This is a genomic window from Halomonas tibetensis (assembly GCF_042643535.1).
Classification (GTDB): Bacteria; Pseudomonadota; Gammaproteobacteria; order Pseudomonadales; family Halomonadaceae; genus Halomonas; species Halomonas tibetensis.
On the sequence record NZ_JBHRSQ010000013.1, the window covers coordinates 29126 to 44233 of the forward strand.

Genomic DNA, 15108 nt, shown 5'->3' on the forward strand with positions numbered 1-15108 from the left:
GCCGGGCGGCCTGGTACTGCTGCGCCGACGGGCGCGGGCGGTACCGGGCGTCGCTGCCACCAGGCACGGCGGGTCAGGGGGCGGCAGCCTCGAGAGCGAGATCGAAGAGGGTGTCGTCGCCGCAGCGGAAGGTCCGCGACGGGGGACGGCGCGCTTCATGCAGGGTGTCGATAGGCGTCATGACGAGCCCCGGTCGGCCGGAGCCGATCAGCAGTGGCGCTATCAGCAGGTGCAGACGATGGAGCACGCCGGCTTCGAGGAAGCGCGACACCGTGATCCCGCCGCCCTCGATCAGCACGCGCTCAAGGCCTCGGCCGGCCAGGGCATCGAGCACGCCGGCCGGAGCAAAGGCGCCGTCTACCAGCGGCAGCGCCAGACGCTGCACGTGCGCGCTCGCCCGCCCCTTCGGTTGCGCCCCTTCGCCGTGCAGATGCAGCGTCGGCGCCTCGGGGTCGCACAGCAGGAGGCGGTCAGGCGCCACCCGGCCGCGAGGATCGACGATTACCCTGATCGGTTGGGGTCCGCCCACGTGGCGCACGGTCAGGCGCGGGTCATCCTCGCTGGCGGTGCCCGCGCCGACCACGACGGCATCCACCAGGGCGCGCAGCCGGTGCAGGTGTACCAGGCTCTCCGGCCCATTGATGAAGTGGGAGTGCCCGCTCTCGGTGGCGATGCGTCCGTCCAGGCTCTGGCCGAGCTGGGCGACGGCCAGCCGGCCGTTCCACGTGGCCAGCGGGAGGAGACAGTCGAGCAGGTCGCGTGCCTGCGGCGAGAGAGAACGTTTGGCCTGCCAGCCGGCCGGGGAGAGATTCAGGTCGGCTATCGCCGTGGCCTCCCCGTCGGGGTGGGCGGCATGGAGAAGGGCCTGCCAGGCCTCATTCAGGGACAGCGTCGGGTCAGTGGCGCCCATGGGGCCTCCTGTCGGGTAGCTGGCTGCCATCATGCGCAGTATCCCGGCGCGACGCAAAGCGCATCGATACCACCAGGAGAGAGCGATGCATCAGGTTGAACGGGCCATCTTTGATCTACGACGGGGGCTACCGGTGCTGATTATCGCCGGTGAGTCCAGGGTGTTGGTTCAGGCCATCGAGGGAGCTGCAGAAGCGGCCGCCTCGCGGCTGGGCGAACTGGCCGGCACATCGCCGGCGCTGGTGCTGACGCGCCATCGCCTGGCAATTCTCGGCCAGGGAGACGCCGGCCAGGGAGACGCCGGCCAGGGAAGCGCCAAAGAGGCGGCCCGTCTGCCGCTGCCCGACGGACTGGCCTCAGGGCGCCTGGCCGCCCTGGCCTTCGGGGCCGCGCCGGCGGCGACTCTCGGGGAAGCGGCGCTGTCCGAATGCCGTTTGGCCCTGGAGCCGGCGGAGTCGGCCGACCTGGCGGCCTTGGCGCTGATGCGTCGGGCGCTGCTGATTCCCTCGGCGCTGGTGGCAAGGGTTGCGGAGTCCCGGCGGGCTTCGGTGGCGGCGGCGGTGACGGACGGCACCCTGCTGGCGGTAGAGGCCGAGCAGGCGGCGCGCTGCCTGGACGGCGCCGGCGGGATGCTACGACGGGTCAGCGATGCCCGAATCCCTCTGGCCGATGCCTTCGAGTGCCGATTCATCCTGTTCCGCGAACCCGACGGGCTGCGCGAGCACGTGGCGGTGGTGATCGGCGATCCGGCACTGGACGCGCCGGGGGTGCCCGTGCCGCTGCGATTGCACTCCGCCTGCCTCACCGGCGATCTGTTCGGCAGCCTGCGCTGCGATTGCGGCGAGCAATTGCGCACCGCCGTGGCCGAAATTGACGCCGTGGGCGGCGGCGTGCTGCTCTATCTGGCCCAGGAGGGGCGCGGGATTGGTCTGGCCAACAAACTGCGCGCCTACACCCTTCAAGACAGCGGCCTCGACACCCTGGATGCCGATCAGATCCTCGGCTTCGGCGAGGACGAACGGCGTTACGGAGTGGCGGTGGACATGCTGGACGCACTGGGCATCCGCCGCGTTCAGCTGATGACCAACAATCCCCTCAAGATGGCGGCACTGGCCGAGGGCGGTATCGAGGTGGTCGAGCGCCAGGCGCTATACGGCACCCTCAACGATCACAACCATCGTTACTTGAGTGCCAAGGCCGAGCGTGCCGGCCATCTGCTCGACGAGGTCTTCAGGGCCCGCCGCTGATGCGTTCGAGGCGCATTGCGCGGGTCTCGATCAGCACTCGGGCGATGCGTCGGGCATAGTGAGTTACCAGGCGTTTGCCCAGTTCGGCAGTGCCCAGACCGGCGTTGCCCACCACGCCTTTGGGATGCAGGTCCTCGGCCAGCCAGGCGAAGGCTGCCTCACCCTCTGGGCCCAGTAGCTGACCTTCGTCCGCCATGGCCTGCCCCCGCGAGATCGGGCTGGCCAGGTGGTCCAGGCGAACTTTCTCCGGCGCCAGATGGCGCATCAAGGCGGTCTCCAGTGCCCCGCCATGCAGGCCGTGGCGCAGCTCCTCGGCCGGCAGTGTCGCCTCCGGCAGTCCTTCCGGCAAAGGCATGCGGGTGTAGTGGGCCTTGACCACCAGCAGGCCGTGCCGGCGGCGCAGCCGCAGGGCGGCCAGGTCCATCACCGCCTTGTTGCCGCCGTGGCTGTTGAGCCACACCAGACGCCGGAAGCCGGCCCGGGCCACGGCGTCGCCATGGGCCTCCAGGGTGGCGATGGCCAGTTCCGGCGAGAGGCTCAGGGTGCCGGGAAAACTCAGGTGCTCATCGCTGGCGCCCACCGCCATGGGGGGCAACTGCACCAGCGGGAAGCCCGCCGGCAGAGCCTCGAGGGCGGCGGTCAGCAGCCCCTCGCCGATATCCAGGTCAGTGGAAAGCGGCAGGTGGGCGCCGTGCTGCTCGATGGCGCCCAGCACCATCACCGCTACACTCTCCTTGGGCAGGGCGGCAAGCTCCCGGCTAGTCAGGTCCTGCCAGCGAGGAAAGGCCGGCGGAGTCTCGGTGTGGGAATCGGTCATGAGGTGGGCTCCGGGGTCGATGGCTCGAGGGTCGGCATCGTATTCGGGGCGGCCAGGCGCGCATAAAGGTCGCCGGAGGCGAGTCCGTCGGCGCCACGTTCGAGCCACTCGAGGGTGGCGTCCGCTGTCTGCCAGGCGGGCCAGCGAAATGCCCGCCGCTCCCCCTCGATGGCATTGAAGCGATAGTCCCCCAGCTCGGCCAGGCGAGTCACGCACTGCCGGGAGACCTCCAGGGCGCCGGCCATGAATTCCACCGAGACGCCTTCCAGAGGCGTAGAGAGCCCCGCCAGCACCTCCGCCTCGAACCCCTCCACGTCGATCTTGCAGAAGCGCGGCGTGCCGTGTTCGGCGATCAACGCGTCCAGGGTGGTCACCTTCACGTGCCGGCGGCTCTCCCAGCGCACGTCCTTGAAGCCTGGATTGCGCCCCCCGATGGTGGCTCGCCACTCGTGGGCCAGGGTAGAGACGGTGGGGTTGGCTTCGCTGACGGCCAGCTCTGCCTGGCCGGGGGTGGCACCGGCGGCCCAGGGCAGCAGGGTGATCCCGGGGCGAGCACCCACCAGCTGCACCAGGCAGCGATAAAGCCCTGGCTGAGGTTCCAGGGCCACCACCCGGGCCCCCAGCGCCTGGAAGGCCGCCGTACGATCCCCCAGGTGGGCGCCCACGTCGAAGGCCAGGTCGCCGGGCCCGACGAAGCCAGAATAAAGGCGGCGCAGCGACCGCTGCCGGCCCGGTCGCCAGTAGATCACCAGCGAGCGGGCGATGCCGTAGCCCTGGCGCAGGCGGGCCAGCGAAAGATTGGCGGTCATCAAGATTCCTTGTGTAGGGGCTGGCTGGGCATTTCACCCGGGCATTCGGGGGGTGGTGGCCGGGGGGCCGGCGTCTCAGCATCGGCTGTGTCGCTGGCGATGTCATCCGACCGCTCTTCCAGCATCTTTGCCTGCCTCTCGCCCAGCAGAGCGGCATAGGCCTGGGGCTCCGGGGTGCGCAGCAGGCCGAGCCGGGCCAGCAGCGCCGCCGGGCGCCGGCTGCCGCTTGCCACCACCAGCATCGGTGCCAGCGCCAGGCCCACCCAGACCGGCGATAGCCACCAGACCAGCATCGGCACCTGCCACTGCACCAGGGCGATCCATACTCCACCGAGAATGGCGAAGAGCGCGGTGTGGCGTAGCGCCTGCCGCCAGGTCACGGCGCGACCTTCACGATCCTGGGCGCCCCAATCGACGCTGGTGCCGGTCAGCACGCCGATCACGAAGGCGCTGTGGAAGGCCATCATGATCGGGGCGAGCAGTATGGCGGCGAGGCCCTCCAGCACGACGCTGGCGACGAGGCGAGCTCGGCCACCGTAGCCGCCGGCGCGCCGCCCCAGGGCCAGCAGCAGGCCCAGCAGCTTGGGCAGAAGCAGCAGGGTGGCGGTCATGGCCAGCAGGGCGGCGATCAGCTCCGGCTGCGCCTGGGGCCAGAAGGGGAAGAGCTGTTCGGCGCTGCCGAAGTAGGTTGGTTCGCTGCGGGCGATCAGCATGGCGTCCAGGCTGCCGGCGAGCACGATGCCGAGCCACAGTAGCGACGAGATGAAGGCGGTGGCGCCGAGCAGGAAGTGCAGCCGGCTCAGGCCATGCAGGCCCGGTGCCGACAGCAGGCGGAGATGCTGCAGGTTCCCCTGGGTCCAGCGTCGGTCGCGTCTCGCAAAGTCGAGCAGGTTGCCGGGCATCTCCTCGAAGCTACCCGTCAGACGCGTCTCTAGCTGGACCTCCCAGCCGGCCCGGCGCAGCAGGGCGGCCTCCACGAAGTCATGGCTGAGGATCTCGCCGCCCAGGGGGGGGCGGCCGGGCAGGTGGGGCAGGCCGGCATGGTCCATGAAGGCGCGTACGCGCAGGATGGCGTTGTGTCCCCAATAGTTGGCCGCGTCGGCCTGCCAAGCGCTCTGGCCGGCGGCCAGCATGGGGGAGTAGAGGCTGGCCGCGAACTGCGACAGGCGGCCAAACAGGGTGACCTGGCGCACCGGCAGCGGCACCGTCTGGATCAGCCCCACGCCGGGGCGAGCCTGCAGGGCACGTACCAGACCCAGCAGCGTCTTGCCGTCCATGCGGCTGTCGGCGTCGAGCACCACCATGAAATCGAAGGCCGCCCCCCAGCGGCGACAGAACTCCGCCAGGTTGCCGGCCTTGCGTCCGGCGTTGTTGTCGCGGCGTCGATAGTGCACGGTCAGGCGGCCCTCGAGGTGCCATTGCAGCCCGGCGATGGCGGTGGCCTCGGCCTTGGCGATGGCTGGGTCGGTGGTATCGCTGAGCACAAAAAGCGCGAAGTGGTGGGCCTCGCCGGTGGCGATCAGCGACTCGGCGGTGGCCGAGAGTGCGGCGACCACCCCCTCGGGCGACTCGTTGTGGATCGGCATGGCCAGCACGGTACCCCGGGTAATCGGTAGGGTTCTCTCGGCGGCTACCCGCGGGCGGCGTGCCAGGGTCAGCGGGTCACGGTCGGTGAGCAGCAGCAGGAAGCCGGCAACGGCGGTCCAGAAGCCCACGGCCACCCAGGCAAAGATGGCGGTGAAGAGCGCAAGAATGCCCCATTGTAGCGGCGTGACGCTGCCCGGCTGAAGGATGCGCCACATCAGCCCCGCGCCGATCAGCGTGGTGAGACATACCAGGCCGGCCAGCAGCGCCCGGCGCGCAGCCAACCAGGGAAGCCGGTCGCTGGCGCGGTTGCCGCGGCGGGCGGCTAGCCTAGCGCTGCTCGTCGGGATGCCAGACATGGTTCCAGGTCTCGCTGATGGGCTCGCCGCGCAGACTTAGCTGAAGCCGTAGATCGCTGGGCTGTCGCCCGTCGGGGTCGAGTCGGAAGGAGGCGCGCCAGCCGCGGCCGTCCGGCAGGGCGCGCGCCTGCAGGTGGTGGATCTCGCCGCGGTTGGTCGAGAGCTTGGCCTCGACAGGCTGATCTGCTGCCAGCCCCTGAAGCTCCCCACCGGCGAAGTCGACCATGAAGTGGCGCCTGCTGCGCGGCGGCGGATTGAGATCTCCGGGCACGCCCCCCCAGCCCTGACGAGTGCGGATGACCCTGGCCGGCATGGGCTGAGTCAGCTCGGTGCCGAAGGTGTGGGTAAGGTAGTGCAGCTCACGGTTTTCGCCGGCGCGTAGCGGGGCGTCACTGACCCAGTAGGCGACGATATTGTCGTGGGTCTCGTCCGGTGCGGGAATCTCCACCAGCTGCACACGGCCTGCTCCCCAGGGGCTCAGGGGTTGCACCCACTGGCTGGGGCGGCGCTCGTAGCGAGCCTCAAGATCCAGGTAGCGATCGAAGTTGCGTTCTCGCTGGGCCAGACCGAAACCGCGGGGATCGCTATCGAGCAGTGATGAGACGCGCAGCGAGCGGGGATTGGTGAGCGGCCGCCAGATCCATTCGCCGCGGCCGGTATGCACCAGCAGGCCGTCGGAGTCATGCACCGCTGGGCGATGGTCATCCACGGCGCGGGCCGTGGTATCGCCGTGGGCGAACATGCTGGTCAAAGGCGCCACGCCGAGCCGTTCCACGTCGCGGCGGGCGAACAGCCGGGCCGTCACCTCCATCTGGATGTCGCGACCCGGGACGATGTCGAAGCGATAGGCGCCGGCAAGAGAAGGGCTGTCGAGCAGGGCGAGCACCGTCATGCGGTTGGCATCCAGGGCCGGCTTGACCAGCCAGAACTCGCGGAAAGCCGGGAACTCCTCGCCGCGGGGCAGGGCGGTGTCGATGGCCAGGCCGCGCGCTGAGAGGCCATATCCCTGGTCGCGACCCACCAGGCGAAAGTAGGAGGCGCCCAGGAAGACCGCAAACTCGTCGTGATACTCGGCGCGGTTGAGGGGGAAGTGCAGACGGAAGCCGGCGTGGCCGGCCCCCGACAGATCTTGCAGAGGCAAGTCGGCGGCCGCGTCATCGTAGCGAAAGCGGACTGGGTCGAATGCCAGGGACGTTACCTCGCCATCTTCAACCGTGTGCAGATGGACCGGCGACTGGAACAGGAAGCCGGTGTGGAAGAGCTGCACCGAGAAGAGCCCCTCGTCGCCCCACAGGGCAGCCTCGGGACGAAAGCGGATCTGCCGATAGGTGTCATAGTCGAGGTCGCGCAGGGCCTCGGGCAGTGCACCGGTGCCGGCGTCATAGGGGTGTTGCGACAACGCCTCGGCCTGCTCGGCGACCGTGTTGAAGAGGTCTTCGACCTGCCGGGGGGCTGTCTCGGCGGCGGCCGGACTGGCCAGCACCAGCAGCAGTGCCATCGGCAAACAGGCGGCCAGGCAGAGGTGTCGTTTCAGAGGCATCGCGTCTCTCTCCCGAGATTGCTGGCTCAGTGTCGTTGCGGACGGCGCATCCTGCACGCGTGGCAGGTGCCGGCCTTTGTGAGACAATGCTTGTACATACTATGCCATATGTACACTGTTTTTCCGCAGACTGACCTGTGAAAGTAGCCCAACACGCCACTCCGATGACCTGACTCTAAAGGATTCTCACGCGATGCTGCGACTTCTGGGCGTTGCCGTCCTGCTCAACCTGCTGCTGCTGTTGCCCCTGTGGCTTCGCTTCGGGGAGATATCCACCCGCTGGGTCGCCCTGGAGGCAGTGCTGATCGGGGCCCTGGTGTTGCTGCTGCCGGCCGGCCGGCTGGGCTGGCTGCGTCCGTTGCTGACCCTCATCGTGCTGGTGGCGGTGCTTGTTGGCTTCGGTGATGTGGCGACCCACCTGGCCTTTGGGCGCTCGTTGAATCTCTATCTGGATGTGCCGCTGCTGCGTTCGGTGTTCCACCTGCTGGAGGGCAACCTCGGGATCTGGGCGGCCTGGGCCGCCTCGCTCACCGCCCTTTTGGTGATCGGCTTTGGCGGCTGGGCGCTGAACTGCGGACTGCGTATCGGCCAGCAGCAGTCGCCTGGCGTCGCGGTGGCGCTGGTCGCGGTCTTGCTGGTGGTGGCCAGCACTGCCCTGATGGCGGCCCAGTGGCACCATCACCGCTGGCTGCCCGTCGCGCGGGCGCCGGCCATGGACACCCTGCGCTTCCAGGGCCAGCAGCTGGTCGATACTCATCGTGCCCACCGTGATTTCTCCTCTCGCATGGCGGCCGCACCCACCCAAGCCACCGCGCTGCCGGGGCTCACCGGTCGGGACGTGCTGCTGGTGTTCGTTGAGTCCTACGGGGCCTCGGCCCTGCGCGATCCGCGCTTCAGCGAGGTGGTGGTGCCGCGACTCGAGGAGATGGCCCAGCGCCTGGAGGCTGCCGGGCTATCGGTGGCCACGGGGATGCTGGACGCGCCGATCCGGGGCGGGCAGTCCTGGCTCGCCCATGCCAGCTCCCTGGGGGGGCTCGAGATCGACAATTCGCTGTGGTACCGGCTGATGTTGGAAAGCGGGCGCCCCACCCTGGTGGACGACTTCCGCGCCACCGGCCACCGCACCCTGACCGTGATGCCCGCCATTACCATGGCCTGGCCTGAGGGAGTGGCCTACGGTTTCGACGAGATCCACGCCGCCGCCGATATCGACTACGCCGGGCCGCCCCTCAACTGGGTGACCATGCCCGACCAGTTCACCTTGCACCACTTCGAACAGCGTATCCGTGGACCGGCGGTAGAACCCCTATTCGCCCAGATCGCCCTGATCTCGAGCCATGCGCCCTGGACCCCGATCATTCCTGTGCTCGACAACTGGGACGACGTAGGGGATGGCAGCATCTTTTATCGTTGGGAGGAGGCCGGCGACCCGCCCGACGTGCTCTGGCAGGACATGGAGCGCGTGCGCGACCACTATGCTCTGTCCATCGATTACGCATTACACGCCAGCGCCCGCTGGGCCGAAGCGTTCGTGGATGACGACACCCTGCTGATCCTGTTGGGCGACCACCCCCCTGCGCCGCTGATTGTCGGCGACGACGCCGGCTTCGGCGTGCCGGTGCATGTGATCAGCGGTGACGCCAGGCTGCTCGACCCCTTCCTGGCTCGGGGCTTCGTACCCGGGATGCTGCCCGGAACGGGCGAGGCGTCCGCTGGGCTGGATGCCCTGCGGGGCTGGCTGCATGAGGACTTTGGTCGATAGGTCGGGTGACGTCGCGTGTCTGACGTCGCGTGTCTAGTAGAGCCGAAACTCCGGATGCCGGGGATGTCCCTGCTGCTCTTCTACCACCTTGCGGTAGCGCTTGTACTCCCACTGGTACTGGGCCGGGTCCAGTGCGATGGCGGCCTCCACACAGGCGTTGACGCCGGTGGCGGACTCGCGCTCGTCGGTGGCATAGACGCGCTCGTCGGCGGCGAGGAAGTGGAGCTCGAAGCCGCGGCCGGAGACGCGCCGCGCGACGCCGGTGACCACCCGGGCCTCGGTGCGTGCCACCAGCTTTGGCAGCAGGGTGGCGGTGTAGGCTGGGCGGCCGTAGAAGGGCGCAAAGACCCCGCTGCCCCAGTCGGGCTCTTGGTCGGGCAGAATGCCAATCGCCTCGCAGCGCTTGAGCGCCTTGAGCAGGGCGGCGACGCCACGGGGATTGGTGGGAACCAGGCTTGCACCCATGCGCTCGCGCCCTTGGCGGGTCACGGCGTCGAGCTCGGCGATCTTCGGCGGCTCGTACATGGCGGTGAAGGGGAAGTGGCCGGAAAGCCAGAAATTGAGCACCTCCCAGTTGCCGAAGTGCGGGGCCAGCACGATGACTCCGCGGCCCTCGGCGCGAGCTACGTCAAGCAGCTCGCGGCCGTGCACGGCGAGGATTGACGCCTCGACCCGCGCCGGGTCACCCATCCAGGCGAAGCCCAGCTCCAGCATGGTGGCGGCAGAGTGAGTCAGGCTCGCCCGCGCCAACCGGCGGCGCCCGGCCTCATCTTGCTCGGGGTAGGCCTCGCGCAGGTTGATCTCGGTGACCTGGCGCTCGCGGCGGCTGAAACGGTGGACCAGCGGGCCAATGATCCGCGATAGCCCCCACAGGCTGGACAGCCGTCGACCGGCCAGCGCCTTCCACAGCGCGGCGATGGCGCGGGCTCGATGGGGATGGGAATGGGAGCGGGTCTCGGCCATATCGCATGGGTCCTTGCCTAGAACAACCAGGTATCCACGTTGTTTGGTGCACGTTTCTCCTGCAGGCTCCGGAAGCCCTTTACGCAGCGCACAATCAGCCATACCGCCAGGGCGATCAGCAGCGGGACGCCGATGGCCACCAGTACCAGCAGGGAGGCGATAGTGGCGTAGAGCAGGCCTATCCAGAAGGTGCGAATCTGGTAGCGGTAGTGCTCGTCGAGCCACGCCGGCCCCTTGCCGCGATAGACGTAGGCGATCACTACGCCGATCACCGAGGAGAAACCCACCACGAAGCTGAGCAGGTAAAGGGCGTAGACCACCATGGGCATGGTGGTATCGGGCGTCTTGTTGGGTTCGATGATGACGTTGTCGTTCTTGACCTCGTCATTTCGGAAATCGTCGTTCATGGGTCGTCCCTGAAGATGGGCAGATGTCAGGCACCCATGATACCGGCCGCCGGGAACATTGCCACCGGCGGCCGGGCGGACGGCTCAGTCGCCGGCGTCTTCCGTGGGGCTCTCCTGGCGCTGGGGACGGCTGATCTCGATCAGGTTGCCGTCCGGGTCGCGCAGGTAGAGCGACTCCAGCATGCCGGTGGCGCCCTGGCGTGGGACCGGGCCGAGTTCGACCTCCACCTCCAGCGCTGCCAGGTGACGGGCCACTTCCTCCAGCGGCAGCAGGCTGCGCAGGCAGATGTCGATGCTGCCGGGGGTTGGCGTGGCGGCACGAGGTTCGATATCGGTGTCGGTCCAGTGCAGGCGCAGGGCGAGGTCGCCCAGGATCAGGTCGACGCGCTCGCGGTCGCGGTAGCGCACTTCCAGCCCCAATACCCGTGAGTAGAAGTCCACGGCCCGGGAAATGTCGGTCACGGTGATGACCAGATGGTCTAGACCTGACAGCATTCACAACTCCTTGGAAAAAATGTTCTGGCACAGAGGATACGACGATGCCGACTTGCCCGCTATGCGCATCTGGCGACACGCACTTCTATCACCGCGATAGGCGTCGTGAGTACCATCAGTGTCACTGCTGTTCCCTGGTGTTCGTGCCGCCGGTCTTCCGGCTGGGTCCGGAAGAGGAGCGGGCGGTCTACGATCTGCATGAGAACTCGCCCGACGATGAGGGCTATCGCCGCTTCCTGGCGCGGCTCGCCGAGCCGTTGGGCGAGAAGCTGGCACCCGGCGCCCGAGGGCTCGACTTCGGTGCCGGCCCGGGGCCGACGCTGTCTGTGATGTTCGAGGAGGCGGGGCACCCCATGGCGATCTACGATCCCTTCTATGCACCGGATGACACTGTGCTGGTGGGCGAATACGACTTCATCACCGCCACCGAGGTGGTCGAACATCTGTTCGCGCCCGGCCGGGAGCTGGCGCGGCTGACGGGCCTGCTGCGTGCCGCTGGCTGGCTTGGGGTGATGACCAAGCGGGTCACCGACCGAGAGGCGTTCACACGCTGGCACTATATCCTCGACCCTACCCACGTGGCCTTCTTTAGCGAGGCCACCTTCTGCTGGCTGGCCGACGAGTGGGGAATGACCGTTGAGTTTCCCGCCGCGGATGTGGTGCTGTTTCAGAAAAACTGACCCGTTGTTTCGGGTGCCGACGATATGGAGGAGATGCCTGGCCATAGGGGAGTCCATTCTCGGCTCGTGAGGTGTCCGCGGGAAAGCGATTGACTCGCCGTCAATCGGGCGTATGATTCGCGCGCTTCGGTTTCTCTCTGGCCAGCCGAGGCACTGTTGCCGGTTCGCCGGGCAGGCGAGAGTTCCCTCTTTCTGCCACCCTTTCTGTTTTCCCTCTCGATGTGAGGCATCCCATGTCGCCGCAACTGCTGACCATGGCCCTGGCGCCGCTTCTCGGGCTCTTTATTCTCGGCATTGGCAATGGCTTTCTGGCCACGGTGATCACCCTGCGCCTGGACGCTGCCGGCGAGTCGGCGGTGGTCATCGGCTGGGTCTCCTCGGCCTACTTCATCGGCCTGGCGCTAGGGGCCATGCTCAACGATCGGCTGCTGCTGCGGATCGGCCATATCCGTGCCTATGGCAGTTTCGCATCGCTGGTGGCGGTCACCGTGCTGCTGCAGGGGCTGGTGGATCACCCATCGGCTTGGTTCGCGCTGCGCTTGGTCGGCGGTTGGGCCACGGTGGGGGTTTATCTGGTCATCGAGAGCTGGCTGCTTTCTGCCGGCGACCAGAAGGTCCGCGGACGCCTGCTGGCGCTCTACATGATTTCGCTCTACGCCGCCGGCGTGCTCGGACAGCTGCTTTTGGGTGTCACCGAGGCCATGGGCGGAGCGGCCTCCTTTATGGTGATCGGCATGCTGGCCTCGCTCTCCGTGCTGCCCATGGCGATGATCCCGCGGGTATCGCCGCTGATCGAAAAAGCCGAGCCACTCTCGCCACTGCGCCTGATCACCCTGACCCCCACCGGGGTGATGGGCAGCTTCGGCTCCGGCATCGCGGTGGCAGGTGTCTACTCCCTGCTGCCGCTCTATCTGCAGCGCATCGGCCTGCCGGTGGACCGGATCGGCCAGATGATGGCGATGGTGGTGCTTGGCGCCATGTTGCTGCAGTACCCGGTCGGGCGCTGGTCGGATCGCCACGACCGCCAGCTGGTGCTGATTATCATCGGCGCCTTCTGCACGCTGATCTCCGCGGCGGTGCTGTGGCTGCCACTGAATCTGTGGAGCCTGGCCGCCTTGCTGTTCCTTCTTGGGGGTGGGGTCTTCTCGCTCTATCCGGTGGCCGTGGGCCATGCCGCCGACCGGGCGCCCGCTGGCGCCCTGGTGCGCATGAGCCAGGGCCTGCTGCTGATCAACGCCATCGGCTCGGCGCTCAGCCCGCCGCTGATTTCGCCGGTGATGGGTGTTTTGGGTGATGCCGGTCTGTTCTGGAGCTTCGGCGCCCTGGGCCTGTTCCTGGTGGCCTTCTTCGGCTGGCGGCGAAGCGTACGCCCTGCTCCGGTGCCGGTGGCACCGTTCTCGCCCTCCACGCCCATGTCCTCGGCGGGGGCCGAGCTGGCGGTCACGGAGGAGCAACTGCAGGGGGCAACCGATCACGAGCATATGGAAGATCTTTCCGGGGCGGTGCCCGAGGTGGAGGTGGCCGAGCCGATGGTTGGCCCGCCGGCGGCCGACGAAACGCACGTCGCCTATTTCGACGAGGTGGAGCAGGAAGAGGAGTCCGCTCAGGCGGAGCTGCCGGGATTCGAGCGGTTTAGCGAACGCAGCTAAGACTTTAGGATAATGGCCGGCGAAAAGTAGTGAATCTACTATCGTCGCTATCATTTTCCCCTAAGGTGCTCCCATGAACTATTATGCTGCCCCCGTTCGCGATATCCGCTTCGTACTGGAAGAGCTGCTGGCGTTCGGCTCGCTCTCGCTGCCCGGCTTCGAGGAGTCCAGCCCCGATCTGGTGGAAGCCGTGCTGGAGGAGGCCGCCCGGTTGGCCGGTGAGGTATGGGGCCCCCTTAACGACACCGGCGACCGCCAGGGCTGCACCCGCCACGACGATGGCAGCGTCACTCTGCCCGATGGCTTCATCGGGGCCTATCAGGCCTACGCCGAGGGCGGTTGGAACGGCATCGGCGTCTCAGAGGCGCTGGGCGGCCAGGGACTGCCCGAGGTAGTGGCCAGCGCTGTGCAAGAGATGCTGCATGGCGCCAACATGGCGCTGGGCCTGTGTCCCATGCTCACCGCCGGCGCCATCGAGGCCTTGGCCCACCACGGCAGCGAGGAACAGCAGGCCATCTATCTGCCGAAGCTGGTGGAAGGCACCTGGACCGGCACCATGAACCTCACGGAGTCCCAGGCGGGCTCAGACCTCTCCAAGGTGCGCACCCGTGCCGTGCCTAGCGAGGATGGTTCCGGCCAGTATCGGCTCTTCGGCCAGAAGATCTATATCACCTGGGGTGACCACGACGCCGCCGAGAACATCGTCCACCTGGTCCTGGCGCGCAAGCCCGATGCCCCCGAGGGCAACAAGGGCATCTCGCTGTTTCTAGTCCCCAAGTTTCTGGTCAATGCCGATGGTTCCCTGGGTGAGCGTAACGATGTGGTCTGCGCCTCCATCGAACACAAACTGGGCATCCACGGCTCTCCTACCTGCACCCTGAGTTTCGGCGAGAAAGACGGCGCCATCGGTTATCGGGTGGGCGAAGAGGGCCGCGGCCTCAATCATATGTTCACCATGATGAACGAGGCGCGCCACAAGGTGGGCATCCAGGGCATCGGCGTGGCCGAGCGCGCCTGTCAGCATGCGTTCGCCTACGCCCTTGAACGTGTTCAGGGCCGCAGCCCGCGCTCCGGGCGCAGCGACTGCACCATTAGCGATCACCTGGACGTGCGCCGCATGCTGCTTTCCATGCGCGCGCGCACCGATGCGCTGCGTGCGCTGGCCCTCTACTGCGCTGCCCAACTCGATCTAGCCCGCCACGCCTCGGATGACGGCGATCGCGCCGCCGCCCAGGCACGGGTCGACGTGCTCATTCCGGTGGTCAAGAGCTTTTCCACCGACCAGGCCGTGGAGATCGCCTCGCTGGGCGTGCAGGTGCACGGCGGCATGGGCTTCATCGAGGAAACCGGCGCTGCCCAACTGCTGCGCGATGCCCGCATTGCGCCGATCTACGAGGGCACCAACGGCATCCAGGCCCTGGACCTGGCCGGGCGCAAGTTGCAGCGCGACGGCGGGGCTGCCATCGAGAGTCTGATCGACGACGTCGAGGCCACCGCCGCGGCGCTCAAGGAAAGCGTTGAGCACGCCGCGCTGGGCGAGAGCCTTGCCGGGGGTGCCGCCGACCTGCGAGCCGCCATGGCCGTAGTGCTGGCGGCGGGCGCCGATGCCGAGCAGGGCGCCGATGCCGTCCAGGCCTACGCCACCCCCTTCCTCAACCTGGCCGGGCATGTTCTGTGCGCCTGGCAGATGGGCGAGGCGGCGCTCAAGGCCAGCGCGGCCATCGCCGAGGGCCGCGATGAGCCGTTCTATCGGGCCAAGTGCCAGAGCGCCGACTATGCTATTCGCCAGTGGCTGCCGGTAGGCCGCGCCCAGCGTGCGGTGATCGAGGCCGGCATGGAGAGCCTGTCCGCCTTCGACGCCGCCGCCCACTGACCCCGCATCGATTC

The 15108-nt window shown here is 67.9% G+C and carries 13 protein-coding genes; 5 read left to right on the top strand and 8 right to left on the bottom strand.

Annotated elements, in window-relative coordinates; translation table 11 throughout:
• Positions 1-73 precede the first annotated feature (73 nt).
• Positions 74-943 (bottom strand): RibD family protein, encoded by an 870-nt coding sequence (locus ACFODV_RS10545; RefSeq protein WP_379758878.1) that lies wholly within the window; start codon positions 941-943, stop codon positions 74-76.
• A 52-nt stretch (positions 944-995) separates the two neighbouring features.
• Here ACFODV_RS10545 and ACFODV_RS10550 point away from each other — a divergent pair, with 52 nt between their 5' ends.
• Positions 996-2156 (top strand): GTP cyclohydrolase II, encoded by a 1161-nt coding sequence (locus ACFODV_RS10550; RefSeq protein WP_379758794.1) that lies wholly within the window; start codon positions 996-998, stop codon positions 2154-2156.
• Here the strand turns inward: ACFODV_RS10550 and ACFODV_RS10555 are convergent.
• From ACFODV_RS10555 to ACFODV_RS10570, 4 genes are read right to left on the bottom strand one after another with little or no spacing between them, the layout of a single operon-like run.
• A complete protein-coding gene (locus tag ACFODV_RS10555; protein ID WP_379758797.1) occupies positions 2140-2973 on the bottom strand; it encodes a creatininase family protein in 834 nt (277 codons plus the stop codon). The genes ACFODV_RS10550 and ACFODV_RS10555 overlap by 17 nt on opposite strands.
• A complete protein-coding gene (locus ACFODV_RS10560) occupies positions 2970-3782 on the bottom strand; it encodes an FkbM family methyltransferase (protein ID WP_379758800.1) in 813 nt (270 codons plus the stop codon). Before ACFODV_RS10560 ends, ACFODV_RS10555 begins: the two co-directional genes overlap by 4 nt.
• Positions 3782-5725, bottom strand: coding sequence for a glucans biosynthesis glucosyltransferase MdoH (gene mdoH / locus ACFODV_RS10565; RefSeq protein WP_379758803.1), 1944 nt, complete (start codon positions 5723-5725; stop codon positions 3782-3784). The genes ACFODV_RS10560 and mdoH overlap by 1 nt, the downstream gene beginning before the upstream one ends.
• The gene (locus ACFODV_RS10570; protein ID WP_379758806.1) at positions 5697-7265 is read right to left on the bottom strand and encodes a glucan biosynthesis protein; all 1569 of its coding nucleotides are present in this window, start codon (positions 7263-7265) and stop codon (positions 5697-5699) included. Before ACFODV_RS10570 ends, mdoH begins: the two co-directional genes overlap by 29 nt.
• A 193-nt stretch (positions 7266-7458) precedes the next feature.
• On the opposite strand from ACFODV_RS10570, the gene ACFODV_RS10575 reads away from it, so the two are divergent.
• Positions 7459-9027 (top strand): alkaline phosphatase, encoded by a 1569-nt coding sequence (locus tag ACFODV_RS10575; protein ID WP_379758809.1) that lies wholly within the window; start codon positions 7459-7461, stop codon positions 9025-9027.
• Positions 9028-9060: 33 nt separating this feature from the next.
• On the opposite strand, the gene ACFODV_RS10580 is transcribed toward ACFODV_RS10575, so the two are convergent.
• The 3 genes from ACFODV_RS10580 to ACFODV_RS10590 form a co-directional block, all read right to left on the bottom strand.
• Positions 9061-9990, bottom strand: a complete 930-nt coding sequence (locus ACFODV_RS10580) for a lysophospholipid acyltransferase family protein (protein ID WP_379758812.1) — start codon at positions 9988-9990, stop codon at positions 9061-9063.
• Positions 9991-10007: 17 nt separating this feature from the next.
• On the bottom strand, positions 10008-10397 hold the full coding sequence (locus tag ACFODV_RS10585) for a DUF4870 family protein (protein WP_379758815.1): 390 nt from the start codon (positions 10395-10397) through the stop codon (positions 10008-10010).
• 84 nt (positions 10398-10481) lie between these two features.
• The gene (locus tag ACFODV_RS10590; protein ID WP_379758818.1) at positions 10482-10892 is read right to left on the bottom strand and encodes a VOC family protein; all 411 of its coding nucleotides are present in this window, start codon (positions 10890-10892) and stop codon (positions 10482-10484) included.
• Between the two features lie 44 nt (positions 10893-10936).
• Here ACFODV_RS10590 and ACFODV_RS10595 point away from each other — a divergent pair, with 44 nt between their 5' ends.
• The 3 genes from ACFODV_RS10595 to ACFODV_RS10605 all read left to right on the top strand — a co-directional run bounded on the left by ACFODV_RS10595 (position 10937) and on the right by ACFODV_RS10605 (position 15094).
• Positions 10937-11572 carry a class I SAM-dependent methyltransferase gene (locus ACFODV_RS10595; RefSeq protein ID WP_379758821.1) on the top strand — a complete coding sequence of 212 codons (636 nt, stop codon included), beginning with the start codon at positions 10937-10939 and terminating at the stop codon, positions 11570-11572.
• 233 nt (positions 11573-11805) lie between these two features.
• On the top strand, positions 11806-13221 hold the full coding sequence (locus ACFODV_RS10600; RefSeq protein WP_379758824.1) for an MFS transporter: 1416 nt from the start codon (positions 11806-11808) through the stop codon (positions 13219-13221).
• A 73-nt stretch (positions 13222-13294) separates the two neighbouring features.
• Positions 13295-15094, top strand: a complete 1800-nt coding sequence (locus tag ACFODV_RS10605; RefSeq protein ID WP_379758827.1) for an acyl-CoA dehydrogenase — start codon at positions 13295-13297, stop codon at positions 15092-15094.
• Positions 15095-15108: the final 14 nt, after the last annotated feature.

Bases quoted from the DNA above. Each gene is read 5' to 3' on its own strand.
- ACFODV_RS10560 (WP_379758800.1), bottom strand. From the start codon at position 3,782: ATGACCGCCAATCTTTCGCTGGCCCGCCTGCGCCAGGGCTACGGCATC.
- ACFODV_RS10580 (WP_379758812.1), bottom strand. From the start codon at position 9,990: ATGGCCGAGACCCGCTCCCATTCCCATCCCCATCGAGCCCGCGCCATC.
- ACFODV_RS10555 (WP_379758797.1), bottom strand. From the start codon at position 2,973: ATGACCGATTCCCACACCGAGACTCCGCCGGCCTTTCCTCGCTGGCAG.
- ACFODV_RS10575 (WP_379758809.1), top strand. From the start codon at position 7,459: ATGCTGCGACTTCTGGGCGTTGCCGTCCTGCTCAACCTGCTGCTGCTG.
- ACFODV_RS10545 (WP_379758878.1), bottom strand. From the start codon at position 943: ATGATGGCAGCCAGCTACCCGACAGGAGGCCCCATGGGCGCCACTGAC.
- ACFODV_RS10550 (WP_379758794.1), top strand. From the start codon at position 996: ATGCATCAGGTTGAACGGGCCATCTTTGATCTACGACGGGGGCTACCG.
- ACFODV_RS10595 (WP_379758821.1), top strand. From the start codon at position 10,937: ATGCCGACTTGCCCGCTATGCGCATCTGGCGACACGCACTTCTATCAC.
- ACFODV_RS10600 (WP_379758824.1), top strand. From the start codon at position 11,806: ATGTCGCCGCAACTGCTGACCATGGCCCTGGCGCCGCTTCTCGGGCTC.
- ACFODV_RS10590 (WP_379758818.1), bottom strand. From the start codon at position 10,892: ATGCTGTCAGGTCTAGACCATCTGGTCATCACCGTGACCGACATTTCC.
- ACFODV_RS10585 (WP_379758815.1), bottom strand. From the start codon at position 10,397: ATGAACGACGATTTCCGAAATGACGAGGTCAAGAACGACAACGTCATC.
- ACFODV_RS10570 (WP_379758806.1), bottom strand. From the start codon at position 7,265: ATGCCTCTGAAACGACACCTCTGCCTGGCCGCCTGTTTGCCGATGGCA.
- ACFODV_RS10605 (WP_379758827.1), top strand. From the start codon at position 13,295: ATGAACTATTATGCTGCCCCCGTTCGCGATATCCGCTTCGTACTGGAA.
- mdoH (WP_379758803.1), bottom strand. From the start codon at position 5,725: ATGTCTGGCATCCCGACGAGCAGCGCTAGGCTAGCCGCCCGCCGCGGC.